The organism is Populibacterium corticicola (assembly GCF_042683685.1).
GTDB classification, from domain to species: domain Bacteria; phylum Actinomycetota; class Actinomycetes; order Actinomycetales; family Cellulomonadaceae; genus Timonella; species Timonella corticicola.
The window spans coordinates 352,750-368,039 of sequence record NZ_JBHUOP010000002.1 but is presented as its reverse complement, the minus strand read 5'-3'; the positions used below and the strand labels follow the sequence as shown (position 1 = coordinate 368,039).

The 15,290-nt window shown below is 58.5% G+C and carries 14 protein-coding genes and 2 tRNA genes; 7 read left to right on the top strand and 9 right to left on the bottom strand.

Translation table 11 applies throughout. From position 1 onward, the window contains the following. Window position 1: 1 nt before the first annotated feature. On the bottom strand, window positions 2-1,081 hold the full coding sequence (locus ACFSYH_RS05345) for an ABC transporter ATP-binding protein (protein ID WP_377465606.1): 1,080 nt from the start codon (window positions 1,079-1,081) through the stop codon (window positions 2-4). A gap of 590 nt (window positions 1,082-1,671) precedes the next feature. Here ACFSYH_RS05345 and ACFSYH_RS05340 point away from each other — a divergent pair. From ACFSYH_RS05340 to ACFSYH_RS05325, 4 genes are all read left to right on the top strand, one after another. After that, window positions 1,672-2,982: an aspartate kinase gene (locus ACFSYH_RS05340; protein ID WP_377465604.1), complete on the top strand. Its 1,311-nt coding sequence runs from the start codon at window positions 1,672-1,674 to the stop codon at window positions 2,980-2,982. Window positions 2,983-3,054: 72 nt separating this feature from the next. Beyond that, window positions 3,055-4,182 (top strand): aspartate-semialdehyde dehydrogenase, encoded by a 1,128-nt coding sequence (locus ACFSYH_RS05335; RefSeq protein ID WP_377465602.1) that lies wholly within the window; start codon window positions 3,055-3,057, stop codon window positions 4,180-4,182. Between the two features lie 491 nt (window positions 4,183-4,673). Next, window positions 4,674-5,750, top strand: coding sequence for a 3-deoxy-7-phosphoheptulonate synthase (locus tag ACFSYH_RS05330; RefSeq protein WP_377465601.1), 1,077 nt, complete (start codon window positions 4,674-4,676; stop codon window positions 5,748-5,750). Between the two features lie 610 nt (window positions 5,751-6,360). Continuing rightward, the gene (locus tag ACFSYH_RS05325; RefSeq protein ID WP_377465600.1) at window positions 6,361-6,900 is read left to right on the top strand and encodes a hypothetical protein; all 540 of its coding nucleotides are present in this window, start codon (window positions 6,361-6,363) and stop codon (window positions 6,898-6,900) included. A gap of 270 nt (window positions 6,901-7,170) precedes the next feature. On the opposite strand, the gene ACFSYH_RS05320 is transcribed toward ACFSYH_RS05325, so the two are convergent. The 5 genes from ACFSYH_RS05320 to ACFSYH_RS05300 all read right to left on the bottom strand — a co-directional run bounded on the left by ACFSYH_RS05320 (window position 7,171) and on the right by ACFSYH_RS05300 (window position 11,233). After that, window positions 7,171-7,247, bottom strand: a tRNA-Pro gene (locus ACFSYH_RS05320). A gap of 101 nt (window positions 7,248-7,348) precedes the next feature. Further along, complete coding sequence (locus tag ACFSYH_RS05315; RefSeq protein ID WP_377465599.1) at window positions 7,349-7,531, bottom strand: hypothetical protein; 183 nt, start codon at window positions 7,529-7,531, stop codon at window positions 7,349-7,351. Window positions 7,532-7,769: 238 nt separating this feature from the next. Beyond that, window positions 7,770-7,843, bottom strand: a tRNA-Pro gene (locus ACFSYH_RS05310). A 156-nt stretch (window positions 7,844-7,999) separates the two neighbouring features. Further along, entirely contained in the window at window positions 8,000-8,935 is a 936-nt protein-coding gene (locus ACFSYH_RS05305) for a metallophosphoesterase (RefSeq protein WP_377465597.1), read from the bottom strand. Between the two features lie 12 nt (window positions 8,936-8,947). Beyond that, window positions 8,948-11,233, bottom strand: coding sequence for a transglycosylase domain-containing protein (locus tag ACFSYH_RS05300; RefSeq protein WP_377465596.1), 2,286 nt, complete (start codon window positions 11,231-11,233; stop codon window positions 8,948-8,950). 228 nt (window positions 11,234-11,461) lie between these two features. Between ACFSYH_RS05300 and ACFSYH_RS05295 the strand changes: the two genes are divergently transcribed. Both ACFSYH_RS05295 and ACFSYH_RS05290 read left to right on the top strand, forming a co-directional pair. Further along, window positions 11,462-11,623 (top strand): hypothetical protein, encoded by a 162-nt coding sequence (locus ACFSYH_RS05295; RefSeq protein ID WP_377465595.1) that lies wholly within the window; start codon window positions 11,462-11,464, stop codon window positions 11,621-11,623. Between the two features lie 5 nt (window positions 11,624-11,628). Continuing rightward, on the top strand, window positions 11,629-12,087 hold the full coding sequence (locus ACFSYH_RS05290) for a RidA family protein (protein WP_377465594.1): 459 nt from the start codon (window positions 11,629-11,631) through the stop codon (window positions 12,085-12,087). Between the two features lie 88 nt (window positions 12,088-12,175). Here ACFSYH_RS05290 and ACFSYH_RS05285 read toward each other — a convergent pair whose 3' ends face one another. After that, window positions 12,176-12,811: a Crp/Fnr family transcriptional regulator gene (locus tag ACFSYH_RS05285; RefSeq protein ID WP_377466096.1), complete on the bottom strand. Its 636-nt coding sequence runs from the start codon at window positions 12,809-12,811 to the stop codon at window positions 12,176-12,178. A gap of 161 nt (window positions 12,812-12,972) precedes the next feature. Beyond that, window positions 12,973-13,359: a hypothetical protein gene (locus tag ACFSYH_RS05280; protein WP_377465592.1), complete on the bottom strand. Its 387-nt coding sequence runs from the start codon at window positions 13,357-13,359 to the stop codon at window positions 12,973-12,975. 183 nt (window positions 13,360-13,542) lie between these two features. Here ACFSYH_RS05280 and nth point away from each other — a divergent pair, with 183 nt between their 5' ends. Continuing rightward, the gene (gene nth, locus ACFSYH_RS05275) at window positions 13,543-14,244 is read left to right on the top strand and encodes an endonuclease III (RefSeq protein WP_377465591.1); all 702 of its coding nucleotides are present in this window, start codon (window positions 13,543-13,545) and stop codon (window positions 14,242-14,244) included. Window positions 14,245-14,345: 101 nt separating this feature from the next. Here nth and ACFSYH_RS05270 read toward each other — a convergent pair whose 3' ends face one another. Further along, the gene (locus ACFSYH_RS05270) at window positions 14,346-15,260 is read right to left on the bottom strand and encodes an alpha/beta fold hydrolase (RefSeq protein WP_377465590.1); all 915 of its coding nucleotides are present in this window, start codon (window positions 15,258-15,260) and stop codon (window positions 14,346-14,348) included. Window positions 15,261-15,290 lie beyond the last annotated feature (30 nt).

Sequence of the window (15,290 nt, the reverse complement as noted above, 5' to 3'; positions counted from 1 at the left end):
ATCAGCGGCGCTCCTCGTTCAGGGCCAGGTAGGTGCTCTCAAGTGCTCCACCCTGTGGGCGGAACTCAACAACCGGAACACCAGTGGTGATCGCATCCTTCAGGAAGCGTGCAGCGTTTTCCTCACCGGCGATGTTGACGAGTACGGAGCCATCCGTGTTCTGTGCGAATGCGATGTGAATGGAATCAAGCCATGACACGAGTGCGGCGCGATCCGTCGCGCGAACCTGCCAGTTGCTACGTGCCTGGCGCGCCTCGTCCACGGTCTCTTGAGCGACCGTGCGGCCACCCGAGATGAAGATCGCCGAATCCACCATCTCATCGAGTTCCGCGAGCACGTGACTTGAGATCAGGATCGTGGTTCCCTGTTCGGCGAGCTCGCGGATGATGCCGCGTAGCTCAATGCGGGAGCGCGGATCGAGGCCGTTTGCCGGTTCGTCGAGAATTAGCAGTCGAGGCCGGTGCATGAGCGCGCGAGCAAGCCCAAGACGTTGCTTCTGGCCACGGGAAAGGACGTGTGCCTGCTTGCCGCGGAACTCCATGAGATGCACGAGGTTGAGCAGTTCGTCTGCGCGCTGCGCGCTTTCCTCGGGAGACATCCGGTAGGTTGCGCCGGTCATGACGAGGGCTTCGTAGCAGGTCAGCGTGTCCCACATGCCAAACTGGTCGGGCATCCACCCCACTTGCGAGCGGACCTCGTGGTTCTGCGTGACGGGATCGAACCCACACACCTTGATCGACCCACTGTGTGGGGCAAGCAAACCCACGAGCATCAGCATGAGCGTGGTTTTACCGGAACCGTTGGGGCCGATCAGCGCGGTAACGCTGCCTTCCTTGACGGAGAGGGTGGCACCGCTGACGGCAACGAAATCACCAAAGAGACGGACAACGTTGGTCGTTTCGATGATCGAGTTACAGGTTGTGGCGGAGTTGACGAGTGCGCCCGCGGCTGCGGTGCTGGTGCCTTCGGACGAGACACTGTCCGGGGCGCTGGGGGCAGCGTGTGCAAGCGGCACCGCGAACGTTGTGTCCGTGGTGGGCTGCTCGTTGTCCGAGCCTGCGGCGTCGAATGGATTTGGCATACGACAAGCGTAGGTCCAGCAACCGGCTGTGGTAATCAACCTCCGGTATGAATTGGCAGATGGCTCATGGCATCTGGGTAGTCCCCAGGGCGCACCCGTGGGTGCGTCCTGCGGCGTAAAAGACCGGGGCCTGTGGCGAAAAGTCGGTGGGGTGTTTTTGGTCCGGGTACACCCAGTCGATGGGTGTACCCGGACCAAGAACACCCCACCGACTCTGAGGAAGTGGGTTCACAGAGAGTGAAAGCGAGGGCATGGTGGTATTTTCCAGATTGCCGACGAACAGCGCTGTTGCGCGCATCCATTTCCGCCCCAGCCCGGCTGGGTCGCACGGAGCGGGAGCAACCGCCAGATCGTCGCCAAGGAAGGTGCTTGTTTGTTGCGAACTGCATTCGTTCCCGTTCCGGTAGGGTCTGCTTCGTGAGACCCCTACACTCCACTTCACTACTTTGTCCGCAAGTCAAGTCAATGTCACACAACCGGTAGGCGGACAGTCCTACCAGCCGCCCGCCCAAACCACCTATGATTGAGGGGTTCAAACACTACCTGGTGGACGTTTAGATCGACGGGACCAGCCTAGGACGGAGCAAACCGTGGCCTTAATTGTGCAAAAATACGGCGGCTCTTCTGTATCTGACGCAGAGAGCATCAAGCGCGTGGCAAAGCGCGTCGCCGAAGCTAAGAAGGCAGGCAATGACGTTGTAGTTGTCGTTTCCGCAATGGGAGACACAACCGACGAACTCATTGACCTGGCCAACCAAGTCACCCCAATGCCACCCCAGCGCGAAATGGATATTCTCCTCACCGCTGGCGAGCGCATTTCCATGTCGCTTCTCGCGATGGCGATCAACAACCTCGGCGTGAAAGCCAAATCGTTTACGGGCCAGCAGGCCGGTGTTATCACCGATGCCGTGTACGGTAAGGCGCACATCGTCGACGTGGTTCCCGTACGGATCCGCGAGACCATCGAAAAGGGCACGGTCGCTATCGTGGCCGGATTCCAGGGTGTCAACAAGTCCTCGAATGATGTCACCACCCTTGGTCGTGGTGGTTCGGACACGACCGCCGTTGCGCTCGCGGCTGGGTTGAGTGCCGATGTGTGCGAGATCTACACCGATGTTGACGGCGTGTTCACCGCCGATCCGCGCATTGTTCCGTCCGCCAAGAAGGTGGACCGTATTACGTACGAAGAGATGCTTGAGATGGCCGCCTGTGGCGCCAAGGTGCTCATGCTGCGCTGCGTGGAGTTCGGTCGACGCTACGGTGTCCCAATCCACGTGCGCTCTTCCTTCTCCGGTAAGACCGGAACCCTAGTCACCAATGTCCCTGCTGTGGTTGGCGCTGGTGCGGCCAACGCCGCGAGCGAAGAAACCGAGGAATCGACCGTGGAAGATCCAATCATCACCGGTGTTGCGCACGACCGTTCGGAAGCGAAGATCACGATTGTTGGCGTGCCGGACGTTCCCGGTACCGCTGCCAGGATCTTCGAGGTGGTTGCGACCTCGGGTGCGAATATCGACATGATCGTGCAGAACGTGTCCGCTGCGGCAACCGGTCTGACCGATATCTCCTTTACGTTGCCTGAGGCTGATGGTCCGCAGGCTCTCGCCGCGTTGCGTGCCGTGAAGGACGAGATCAAGTTCGACTCGCTGCAGTTCGACGACCAGATCGGCAAAGTCTCCCTGATCGGTGCAGGTATGAAGTCCAGTCCCGGTGTTTCGGCGAAACTGTTTGCCGCGCTGCGCGATGCGGGTATCAACATCGAGATGATCTCCACCTCGGAGATTCGCATCTCTGTGGTGACTCGCCAGGACTCCCTGAACGATGCAGTGCGTGCAGTGCACACCGCGTTTGGGTTGGACGGCGACGTAGAAGCCGTCGTGTACGCGGGTACTGGCCGCTAGGTTCTTTTTGATTTTCGACGAGACGGCTACGTCTCGCAGACAAGTCCGCTTGAGTGCGGCGAAGGATTTTTTATGAGCACCCCACTGAACCTCGCCATCGTAGGTGCGACCGGTCAGGTTGGTCAGGTCATGCGTGACCTCGTCGAGCAGCGTGGATTCGAGTATTCCTCGCTTCGTCTTTTCGCATCCGCGCGTAGCGCTGGCAAGACCATTGCCGTGAACGGCGTGGACATTGTTGTTGAGGATGTCGCTACCGCGGACCTTGCGGGTATCGACATCGCGATCTTCTCCGCTGGTGGAGGCACGTCCAAGGAATTCGCGCCAAAGTTCGCTGAGGCGGGCGCATTCGTGGTGGACAACTCCTCCGCTTGGCGCTTGGACCCGCAGGTGCCGCTGATCGTGTCCGAAGTGAACCCCGAGGCGATTGCTGATGCAGAGAAGGGCATCATCGCGAACCCGAACTGCACCACCATGGCCGCTATGCCGGTTCTCAAGCCACTACACGAGGCCGCTGGCCTCAAGCGCCTGGTAGTCACCACGTTCCAGGCGGTTTCCGGTTCCGGTCTTGCCGGCGCGCAGGAACTTGAGGAGCAGATTCTGGCCGGTGCTTCGCAGGACCTGCTTGGTCTGGTCCGCGACGGTTCGGCCGTGCAGTTGCCGGAGCCGAAGAAGTACGTGCACAACGTAGCGTTCAACGTGGTTGCGCTCGCCGGTTCGGTGGTCGAGGACGGTTCGAACGAAACCGATGAGGAGCAGAAGCTACGCAACGAATCCCGCAAGATCCTCGGTATTCCGGACCTCAAGGTATCGGGTACCTGCGTGCGGGTTCCGGTGTTCTCCGGCCACTCGCTGTCCGTGAACGCCGAGTTCGAAAACGACATCACCCCTGAGCAAGCGGCCGAGATCTTGGCTGATGCTCCCGGAGTGGAACTCGTTGAGGTGCCGAGCCCGCTCGCTGCGGCTGGAGCTGATCCAAGCCTCGTCGGACGTATCCGCCAAGACCAGTCGGTAGACGGCAACAGGGGACTCGTCCTGTTCATCTCGAACGACAACCTGCGCAAGGGCGCTGCACTGAACGCCGTGCAGATCGCCGAAATCCTCGCCAACGCCATCCGCTGGGGTGCCGAGATGGAAGCATCCGGCGGCCAGGGTGGTGGCGGCTGCGGATGTGGCAACTGCGGTTGCGGCAAGCAAGCCTGACGTCCACGTCTGAGCAGGGAGCACGACCTATGTGGTTGTGCTCCCCGCTTTGCTGTGGGGTATAGCAGAAGTACGTGTTCGCGGGTTTGTCGGTGGGGTGTTTTTTGTTCCGGGTGCATAGTTTTTACGTGGGTATCTGGGCTAATTTCGCCCCATCGGTTGCGGTTGGCGGCAAGTTGGCCGAGCGGATACGAGTGTTCGTGGAGCGACAGTAGTCCGGAGTGTAGGACGTTAGTCACCATACCTTGAGCATGGATGGTGGCCGTGCTACGTTAGTGTGCATGACCGGACGTTGGTATTGGCAGTTTACGCAGGCTCCCGGTGGGGCCGTGCGGGCAAACGCCTGACCAATTTTCCACCCGGAGCCAGCACAGGGCTAAGACGCCGCACAAGCGGAATGTCTTGGCCCTTCGTCGTGAGACGGAGCCGCTCCGGATGTGATGCGGTGCTCGGTTCCGTGCTAAACACTTAAGAATCTAACGGAGCCCTCAATGTCGGTTGAACTCGCACTCGATGCACCAAACACCTCAGACCTGCGCATTCGTGCGCTCGATCCACTACCCAGCCCTCGGCAAATGCTTGAAGAACTGCCCCTGCCAGGCCGTAGCGCGGAACTCGTTGCCCGTAGCCGCGAGGAAATCCGCAATGTACTCCAAGGCTCGGATGATCGACTGCTCGCAATCGTGGGACCATGCTCAATCCACGATCCTGAAGCAGCCCTCGACTACGCTCAACGTCTAGCCGCACTTATTCCAGAGCTTGAGGATGACCTCCTCGTGGTCATGCGTGTCTACTTTGAAAAACCACGCACCACGGTTGGATGGAAAGGGCTCATCAACGACCCCGGCATGGACGAGACCTTTGATGTCCAACGCGGGCTTCGCACCGCACGTGAAGTACTGTTGAGCGTTCTTGAACAGGGTGTGCCCGCCGCAACGGAGTTCCTTGAACCAACCTCCCCCCAGTTCATCGCCGATGCCGTGTCCTGGGGTGCAATCGGCGCACGCAACCCCGAAAGCCAAGTCCACCGCCAGATGGCATCGGGGCTATCCATGCCGATTGGTTTCAAAAACGCCACCGATGGTGATGTCCAAGCGGCCGTGGACGGTTGTGTGACGGCGGCTGCCGAGCACACTTTCTTTGGGGTCAACGCTGACGGCCTCGCTTCGGTTGTTGCGACATCCGGTAACCCTGACTGCCACGTCATTCTGCGAGGCGGACGCTTGGGTCCCAACTACGACGAGGCATCGGTCGCGGACGCGGTCAAGGTTATCGATAAGGCTGGAATGCCCAACAACCTGGTCATCGATGCTTCCCACGGCAACTCCGGAAAATCGGAGGTGCGCCAAGCCGAAGTGGTCCGTGAAATCGCTGGTTTCGTCGCTGCCGGAAACGTATCGGTAAGCGGCGTCATGATGGAGAGCTTCCTCGTGGCCGGAAACCAAAGCCCAGCGCCCTCAGGTTTGACCTACGGGCAATCCGTCACTGACCGATGCATTGACTGGAATACCACGGCTGACTTGCTGCGTGAACTCGCAGCAGCCTCCCGTGCACGCCGGGACGGGTAACTTAACTGGATGATCCGTTGGCGCTGCGCCACAGCGTGGATTTTCAACAGGCGCCAGCAGACCAGTGATTACCTCAAGGATGCCCTGATCACGGTCTGCTGGCGGCTTCGACGGACACCTTCGTGGCGTTATCTCGTGCACCGAGAACTACACGGCGCATGGCGAGGGAACGCTCGAAGTGGCTGGTCTCATGGCACGACTTGAACAACCATGAGGCGACGGCAGAATCTCCAGCAGAATGTGCCTCTGCCTCTCGTGTTCACCGCAACGGGTGAAGATTTCCCGACTGATCTTTCGGGGCTCAGAGAAATAATCCGCCATATTTCTCGTGACGGGTTCTCGGGTTTCTGGGTGAAAATACGCAGATAACATCCGTGAGACAGGTAAATTTTCCTCACATGGGTAGAAATCCCCTTCTTCTCTGCGATACTGCTGTGACCTGCATGTAAATACAAAAATGTCTGTTCTTGTCGCTCTTGTGTCAACCGAAATCACACCGTTGGAAAACAAAGTCCCTGATAAAATCGGCGCTATTGGGTTTTCGAAAGGCGCTTAGAACGTATAGCGGCTCGCCCAGTGAATATGCAACGAAACAAATGAGGGAACTTTCATGAACAAGCGGTTGAGTAAAACCATCGCTGCGGCTGCACTTTCCGTCATGCTTCTGGGCGCAGCAGGATGCTCGAATGCGGACGAAGAGACCCCGGCACCTTCAACGAGCGAGACCACCCCTGCGGCTGACGACAGCGCCTCGGATGAGCCAAGCGAAGCAGAGAACACGGACACTGCAGATTCAGGCGTCGATGCTGCCAAGCAGGAAGAGATCCTCGACCAGCTCGTCACCGCGGAATCCGGCCAGATCGACGCGATCAAGGACCAGTTCCCAGGCGTTTACTCGGATATCGCTATCGAGTACGAGTTGCCGGGAACCATCAAGTACACCTACACCTATGCGGAGCAGGTTGAGACCACCGACGAAATGGTCGATTACTTCGAGTCACAGATCGACACCATGCAGGAGCAGACTGACTCCCAGGTGTTCCCAATCATGCGTAGTTCTGGACTCGAGGGCGATCTGGGAATCCGCTACATCTATCTGAATGCGGACAGTTCCCTTATTTGGGACAAAACCTTCACCTCGAGCAACTGAGGAAAAAGTCCAAGTTGCGTTGAACGATGCGAAGAATTCAAACAGAGGCCTGACGCATAGTGCGCACTAAAAGTGGGGTGGTCCAAGGGTAAATCCTTTGGGCCACCCCACTTCGCATCATTAATACCTGCTTGTTGAACCAACACATACAGGAGCGTCGCCTAATCTGCGTCTGCACGCTGGACGGCTACGGACGAGGTATCCTGCAGCGCGTTAATGAGCACAACAAAGGCTCGGGACAGTCTATATAGACTTGTCTCGAGCCTTTTCTGGTCGGGGTGACAGGATTTGAACCTGCGACCCCGTCGTCCCGAACGACGTGCGCTACCAAACTGCGCCACACCCCGATGACCGGTTCCGACCGCTATTCAGCATACTCCTCAAGTACCCTCAAGCAAACGCAATTGGTCCTAGAAGAGCATGGATGTGGTGTAGTAGATAGTTCAACTCACATCTGCGAGGAGATGATTCGGATGGCGCTGGCCTCACTGCCGCCATCATGACGACCGAACTTCGTACGTGCTTCCATTCCGTCCTGCTGGGTATGACTGATGGCCTTGTTTTCCTTGCGGATGCGCGACCACACGAAAAGTCCCACAGCGACGATTCCAACCGGTATAAAGTAACCCATATATCTGCCCTCCTGGACGTCTGCCTAGGGTCATTGTTTCGTGAATCCCGACTATGAGCAATGGGTTTTCGCAGGTTGATCTATTGGAGTGACTTGGTTGGCCGAGATGTGGTTCCCGATATCCATTCGATAAGGCCGGGAAACCGTGCGCGCATCACGCAGACGAGGAGACCTCGCTAGAGAGTTCCTGTGGAAAACAACAGAGGCTCAGCATCGTAAAATGCTGAGCCTCTCACTGTCGGGGTGACAGGATTTGAACCTGCGACCTTCCGCTCCCAAAGCGGACGCGCTACCAACCTGCGCCACACCCCGAAGGTGCTTGTCGTTGTTGCGACTCATTAAGTGTAGCGGATGTTCAGCACCTCAAAATGCCATTTTCAGGGGAATGTGATCAAGGGCGCACAAACCGTAAATCGTGATGGAATTTTGCGAGTCAGGCAATATGACACCCCATACCGCACGGGTAAATTACCCTTTCTGGACGGGTCGGGGGACCAAGGTGATAAGGGTGGCTTCGGGACGGCACGCGATCCGGAACGGCGTGTACGGGGAGGTTCCCAGCCCTGCACCAACCTGTAGCCAGGTGGAATTGGAGCCACCCACGACATCAGGCCGTGGCCCAGGCCATCCATGCAAGCCGGAGGCGCGTGATCGGTCGAGGTCGCAGTTGGTGACGAGCGCGCCGAATCCGGGTACGCATAACTGTCCACCGTGTGTGTGGCCAGCGATGATCGCGTCACAACCATCAGAATGCATCTGGTCAAGCACGCGGACGTAGGGAGCATGAGTGACGCCTACCCGTACGGCACCCACAGTGGATACAGGCGTGGCAGGTGGAAATACATCGCGGTCCAGATGCGGATCGTCTACGCCCACAAAGTCGAGGCGCGTTCCCTTCACGTCGATGGATCGCCTGTCATTGGTCAGATCGATCCAGCCCTTGCGGACAAAGTGACGGGTAAGCTCCTCGTGAGGGAGCGGTGGCGGAGCAGGACGACTACGGTGACGAGCATCTGCCAGAAGATAGCGTGCAGGGTTCTTCAACCTGGGTGCGTAGTAGTCGTTTGACCCCATGACGAAGGCACCGGGAATCTCCAGCAACGGCCCCAAAGCACGAGTGAGCGCTGGCACTGCTTGAAGGTGCGCAAGATTATCGCCCGTGTCGATCACAAAATCCGGTTCGAGGGACGCCAGCCCCTGGACCCATGCGATCTTGTGCTCTTGACGTGGTGTCAGATGAAGGTCGGTAAGGTGCAGCACCCGAATCGGGGCGGCACCTTCTGGAAGGATGGGAAGGGTTTGCTCGCGTACCGTGAAGGCCTGGGCTTCAAGGTAGGCGTAGCCCAGTGTCAGAAAGGCTGCGGCGACCGGGATACCGACCGCCGCAGGGTTGAGGCGTGACATGGAGGTAAAGACCTAGTTACCGCGCCTGCGGTCGCGTCGTGAGTCGCTGGAACGATCGTTGTCGTTCTCGGCCCTTGCCTCTTGCTCCTTCTTCTTGGCCTCTTCCTCTTCCTTTTTCTTCTTTGCTTCTTCTTCCTTCTTGATCTCAGCATCGGTCTTTTCGCGTTCACCGAGTTGAGCCTGAGCAATGGAAGCGAAGGAAGTCTTGGGCTTGTCCTCGTGTGCGAAGTCCATGAACTGCTTCCACATGGGGGCTGCAAGAGTCGAACCGTAGACTCGCGAGTACCACTGGCCGTTGATACGGATGTTCTGTAGATACACGCTGCGATCGTCTGGCTGACCCATCCAGATCGCGGTGGATACGTGCGGGGTGTAGCCGACGAACCAGGCGTCGGTGTTGTTGTTGGTCGTTCCCGTTTTTCCTGCTGCCGGACGGCCTCCAGCGAGTGCGGCCTGGGGTGCACCGCCGCCCGGGGCAATGACGCGGGAGAGGGCATAGTTCACGCCGTTGACGGTCGCGCTGTCGATGGTCTGACGGCACTGTGCGTCGGGAACAGGGAGTTCCTTGCCATTGGCATCGGTGATCTTGGTGATCGCGATGGGCTCGCAGTAGGTTCCGCCAGACGCAAAAGTAGCGTAAGAGTTAGCCATCGACAGAGGCGAGGACTCTTGGATGCCCAAGACCATGGATGGAACTATCGTGATCTCACCATTTGCCGAGCGAGCGGTTGGTGTGAACCCAGCCTTCTTGGCCATCTTTGCTACATCACACAGGTCGAGTTCGCTGATCATTGAGGCGTATGCGGTGTTGATCGAGGTTGCGGTTGCTTGCAGGGCGGTGCGTTGGCCACTGCCGCGTCCATCAGAGTTGTATGGGGGCCATGTTCCGCCGCCCAGTGTCGTGCAGGAGGCTTTGAATTCGTTTATCTGCCACACTTTGTGATTCGCACTGACTAGGTTGTTTAGAGTGTGTCCCGTGCGGAGCCACTCGGCGAGCACGAACGTCTTGAAGGTCGAACCGACCTGGAAGCCTTGGGAACCGCCGAAATCAGGACCCGCTGAGTAGTTGATGGAGGTTGTACCCTTCTTCTTGGTGCTTGAAGGGTTGTAGGTGCGGTTCTGAGTCATCACGAGGATCTTGCCTGTTCCCGGCTCTACCGCGGTCAGAGCGGTTGCGATCATCTCCTCGTTCTTGGCTGGGATACGGTCCCGAAGGGTGATGTACGCCTCCTTCTGCAGCTTCACGTCGAGTGTGGTGATGATTGTGAGTCCACCGCGGTACAGCAGTTCGCTACGTTCTTTCTCTGTCTCACCGAATGCTGGATCCTGCATGATGGTCTTGGTGACGTAGTCGCAGAAGAACCCGTTGCGTCCGGCGCTCTCGCAGCCGTTGGGGATCTCCTTGACGTTCAAAGTGTCCTCGACCTTGGTGGCGATTGCCTCATCGTATTGTTCGCGGTCGATGTAGCCCTGCTGGAACATGAGCATGAGTACGATGTTGCGGCGGCGTTCGTTCTCGGTGGGGTTCTTGGTTGGGTCGTACTTGCCTGGGAGTTGCGTGATACCCGCGATGGTTGCGGCTTCCACGATGTCGAGGTCCTTGGCGCTTTTGCCGAAGTAGTAGTTTGCGGCGGTTTCCACGCCGTATACCTTGGTCCCGAACTGGGCGATGTTCAGATAGTTCTCGAGGATCTGCTCTTTGCTCAGGGTCTTTTCAAGGTGGAGCGCGAGTTTGGCCTCCTTCATCTTGCGCTCAAGGCTCCCAGCGCGAGCGGCCTGGACCCCGGCCGCGTCCCCGGCCCGGGATGCTTTGTGGATGAGGACGTTCTTCACGTACTGCTGGGTGAGGGTGGAACCACCACCACCATCTCCTTGTAACTGCTGCATCGCCGCGCGAGAGATACCTTGCAGGTCCACGCCACCGTGGGTCCAGAACCGCTTGTCCTCTGTCGCGACCACGGCGTTTTGCATGTGAAGGGAGATGTCATCAAGCGACACGACCTTGCGGTTTTCCGCGTAGTAGCTGGCAAGAAGGGTCTTGCCGTTGGAGGCGTAGATCTTGGTCACTTGAGAGGGCTCGTCGATCTCAAGTTCACTTGGAATCTCGTAGAAGGTGTCCGAAGCCACTTCGGTTGCAGTGCTTGCGCCCGCTGCCAGGGGCACGACCAGTGCCGCAGCGAGAACCCCGCCGATGACCGCCAGTACGAAGAACGCGATAAGCAACCCAAGTACCTGGAATGGATTGACGGATCGTTTCTTTGAGCCCTGTGTCAGGTGCGGTGCGTTGCCGTTGCTCACGGTGGAAGATTCTCCTTGATGCAGCGTGTGTTGACAGCCTCGTGTCGCGATAGCGCGAGGGCACCCAAGCGATGCCAGGTTAGCGCTGATGCGTTGCCAAAACAGCGGGCGGACATGAAACCAGTGCTTCCTACACTACGCGAAATCGCGCGCGTGGGCCTCAAAAATCTTGTGTAGTTGTGTGTAGTTTTGGTGACTATGAGCCTGCTGTACGCCTAGTATGGCGGTATGGCTCAAAAGTGGGAATACGTAACAGTGCCTCTGATCATTCATGCAACGAAGGCTATTTTGGACAACTGGGGTTCTGAAGGATGGGAACTCGTGCAGGTTGTCACGGGTCCGGACGGCAACGGCCTGGTCGCTTACCTTAAGCGTCCGCTCGAGGGCTGACCCGGATGACTGTCGACGAGAAACTTGCAGCGTTGGGGATTGAACTTCCAAGCGTGGCCGCGCCGGTTGCCGCGTACGTTCCAGCGGTGACGTCCGGTTCGCACGTGTGGACCTCTGGTCAGCTCCCATTCATTGAGGGCATCTTGCCCGCCACGGGCAAGGTAGGAGCGCAGGTCTCAGCGGAAAATGCTACGGAGTATGCGCGGATTGCCGCGCTCAACGCACTCGCAGCGATCAAGGCTGAGATCGGTTCATTGGATCGCATCAAACGAGTGGTGAAGGTGGTCGGGTTCGTGGCAAGCGATCCCTCCTTCACTGGACAACCCGGTGTGATCAACGGTGCCAGCAACGTGTTGGGCGAGATATTTGGCGAGGCGGGTGTGCATGCGCGCTCTGCCGTGGGCGTCTCGGTGCTCCCGCTGGACGCACCAGTCGAAGTCGAACTCGTGGTGGAGCTTGCCTGACCCAGAACAACAACGGCTGAGAAACGACAATGGCGGGGTCCCCACATCGTGTGGGGCCCCGCCACCTGTATGCTGTGATGGAAAATGCCTAGCGTGCGCGACGTTCCAGTCGGTCAATGTCGAGCAGGACGACTGCGCGACCCTCGCGGCGGACCCAGCCACGGCCAGCAAAGTCTGCCAGTGCCTTGTTGACGGTTTCGCGGGAAGCGCCAACCAGTTGCGCGAGTTCTTCCTGGGTGAGGTCGTGCGCGACGCGGATTCCCTCGTCAACGCGCTCACCAAAGCGGGTCGAGAGGTCGAGGAGAGCCTTGGCAACACGGCCTGGAACGTCGGAGAAGACGAGGTCTGCGAGTGCCTCGTTGGTACGACGTAGGCGGCGTGCGAGCGCGGTCAACAGGTGCTTTGCAACAACTGGACGCTCTTCGATGACGCGAACGAGTGCGGAGTGCTCGAGCTCGTAAAGGACCGAGTCAGACACAGCGCTTGCTGAGAGCGAGCGTGGTCCTGGGTCGAACAGCGAAAGTTCACCGAACATTTCGCCTGGGCCCAGGATGGCGAGTAGGTTCTCACGGCCATCGCCGGAACTGGAGCCAAGCTTGATCTTGCCCTCTTCGATGATGTAGAGACGGTCGCCGTTCTCACCTTCATCAAAGAGAACCTCACCGCGGTTGAGTTCCACCTTCACCATGGAGTCGATGAGCGACTGGCGCTCTTCGTGTTCCATTGTGGCAAAGAGTGGTGCGGAGAGAATGACGTTTTCGTTGTCCACGTGACACTTCCTTCACACGAGAAAAGATTCCTCGAATAGTTTGCATGATCCGCGCCTCACGCGGTACTGCGAAACCCATTCACTAATAGTTATTTCTATCTTTCCATATTTTTCGGCTAGCGCGAGTGCCTCTGTGCGAGTTCGTCTGACAGCTCCATGAACTTCGCACGAACGCTGCGTTCGTACCGTCGGAGCGCGACATCGCACTGCTGCAACTCGGGGAGCGTGCCGGCACGAAAGAAATCGAGACCATTCAGTATCGTCGCGGGAAGATCTGCGATGTCCTCGGTACGTTCGAAGTCGGAAGCATCGAAGTATTCGCTCAGTTGCCCACCGAGCGCAAGCGGGGCCACGACGTTGGCCGTGCACAGGTCGATTCGGGCCCGTAGCAGCCTGCGCCAGTGCGCAATGCTGGATAGTTCAAGACGTAAGAGCTTATGTGCGCTGAGGAGGTCTTCAGTGCTCTGAAAAGCAGCTACGTTCTCCGGTGAAACGTTCGCCATTGAGGTTATCGCTCCGAAGAACCGATGAGGGCAGGTAACGAATGAACGGGCTGTGTGAAAGCCTGCTTGTAGTGGTTCATGAGTTGCTCACGTTTAGGTTTTCGGTAGTTCTGGCCACGAACTTGAGTACAGTGAAGTATCGTTTTTGGCTGAAAGCGGTCTGCGTACCCGATTGGATGTGGAATGGAAGCGGCTCCTGGATTGGCGCTTGTGCGGCGGGCGCGCCGGATGTTTCGGGAACTGGGTGAAATTCATCCCGATGCCCACTGCGAGTTGGATTTCACGACACCTCTGGAACTTTTGATGGCGACGGTGCTTTCGGCCCAGTCCACGGACAAGCGAGTGAACTCGGTGACTCCGATGCTGTTTGCGCGCTACCCCGATGCTCGCGCATATGCGGAGGCGGACATCTCTGACGTCGAGGAGATCATTCGCCCCACAGGCTTTCAGCGGCAAAAGGCTAAGTCCCTGATTGGCATCGGGCAGGCGCTGACAGAACGGTTCGACGGCGAGGTTCCTGACGATCAGGACGAACTGGTGAAGCTTCCGGGGGTCGGGCGTAAAACAGCGAACGTGGTTCTCGGCGATGCATTCAACGTTCCGGGGATTACCGTCGACACCCACTTTGGGCGTCTCGTACGTCGGTGGGAGTGGACGGATCAGGAGGATCCCGTGGTGGTGGAGCGGCAGATCTGTGCCTTGTTTCCACGTAAGGACTGGACACTGCTGTCACATCGCGTGATTTTCCATGGCCGACGCGTCTGCCATGCACGACGTCCAGCGTGCGGTGCCTGCGCTCTGGCCTCGCTATGCCCCTCACGGGGCATAGGCGAGCAGGATCCTGTCGAAGCACGGAAAATCACCAGGTTCCCTGACGATTCCTGAGCGCCATAGGGGCCGTACCTCTGTCCCCCAGGCCACACGTACCGCGGTTTGTCCGTGTAATGGGACAAGAGCGGAAATGCGGGATGGGCTGGTTCTGTGGGTCACTTCATGACGGAGTCAGACAGCCAGTCGAGAAGTATGTCATTCACGGTGACAGGGTCTTCCTCGGGAAGGAAGAATCCGGCATTGGACAGAACCTCGTAGCGCAGGTTGAGGCAGAGTGCAGAAGCATCTACGGCCGCACTTTCCCTGCGAAGACAACCGTCGAGTGCACCTTGGAGTTGCAGGGCGGGAACCTGGACCGGTGCACGCACCGCGCTTAAGAACTTGCGCCCGAGAATGCTCCGGTTGGCAGAGGTGTACCAGCGCACTGCCTCGAGTGAATTGTGTGCGGCAAATGGAATGCCGAGTGCGTTGAGGTAATTTGCAACGGCTTCGGGGTCCAACGGTTCTGCGGCCCATGAGTTCACCGCTTGAGCGAACTTCTCAGGCTTCAGCAGAGCCTTGGACGCGAGTGGGCCGAACTTGAAGAACTGCATCTGAGCGAAGGCGAACCTCGTCGTGGTCGAACGCAGCGAGGTGTGCAGGTGCGCGGGATGCGGAGCAGACAGCGCGGCAACCGCGCGGGTGACCGCTGGTTGTAGAGTTGGCATCGCCCAGGCTGTGGTGCCACCGATACCGTGACCAACGATGATCGCGTTCGATGCACCCAAAGACCGGATGATTCCGGCGATGTCACGGGTGCGGGTGGGCATGTCGTAACCGCTCGGGGGCTTGTCCGAGGCCCCGCAGCCACGCATGTCCACTGCGGCAACGCGGTATCCGGCCTTCGCGAGTGCTGGGATCTGGTATCGCCACGACCACCAGAACGTGGGGAAGCCGTGCAGCAAGACGACCAGAGGCGCCGCGCGATCTTCTACGCCCGCCGTGGCAACGTGGAAGCGGCTTCCGTTGGCGGAAACGAACTCGTGCTTCCACGGGCCTTCGATCAGGACATCACTGTAGTCATGGTTCACACTGGTGAGTCTAGTAAACGTGCGCAGGTG

What these genes read in the sequence shown, in the direction of transcription:
- ACFSYH_RS05315 (WP_377465599.1), bottom strand. Translation starts at nt 7,531, where the DNA reads ATGGGTTACTTTATACCGGTTGGAATCGTCGCTGTGGGACTTTTCGTG.
- ACFSYH_RS05335 (WP_377465602.1), top strand. Translation starts at nt 3,055, where the DNA reads ATGAGCACCCCACTGAACCTCGCCATCGTAGGTGCGACCGGTCAGGTT.
- nth (WP_377465591.1), top strand. Translation starts at nt 13,543, where the DNA reads ATGGAAGCGGCTCCTGGATTGGCGCTTGTGCGGCGGGCGCGCCGGATG.
- ACFSYH_RS05345 (WP_377465606.1), bottom strand. Translation starts at nt 1,081, where the DNA reads ATGCCAAATCCATTCGACGCCGCAGGCTCGGACAACGAGCAGCCCACC.
- ACFSYH_RS05295 (WP_377465595.1), top strand. Translation starts at nt 11,462, where the DNA reads ATGGCTCAAAAGTGGGAATACGTAACAGTGCCTCTGATCATTCATGCA.
- ACFSYH_RS05290 (WP_377465594.1), top strand. Translation starts at nt 11,629, where the DNA reads ATGACTGTCGACGAGAAACTTGCAGCGTTGGGGATTGAACTTCCAAGC.
- ACFSYH_RS05285 (WP_377466096.1), bottom strand. Translation starts at nt 12,811, where the DNA reads ATGGAACACGAAGAGCGCCAGTCGCTCATCGACTCCATGGTGAAGGTG.
- ACFSYH_RS05325 (WP_377465600.1), top strand. Translation starts at nt 6,361, where the DNA reads ATGAACAAGCGGTTGAGTAAAACCATCGCTGCGGCTGCACTTTCCGTC.
- ACFSYH_RS05330 (WP_377465601.1), top strand. Translation starts at nt 4,674, where the DNA reads ATGTCGGTTGAACTCGCACTCGATGCACCAAACACCTCAGACCTGCGC.
- ACFSYH_RS05280 (WP_377465592.1), bottom strand. Translation starts at nt 13,359, where the DNA reads ATGGCGAACGTTTCACCGGAGAACGTAGCTGCTTTTCAGAGCACTGAA.
- ACFSYH_RS05305 (WP_377465597.1), bottom strand. Translation starts at nt 8,935, where the DNA reads ATGTCACGCCTCAACCCTGCGGCGGTCGGTATCCCGGTCGCCGCAGCC.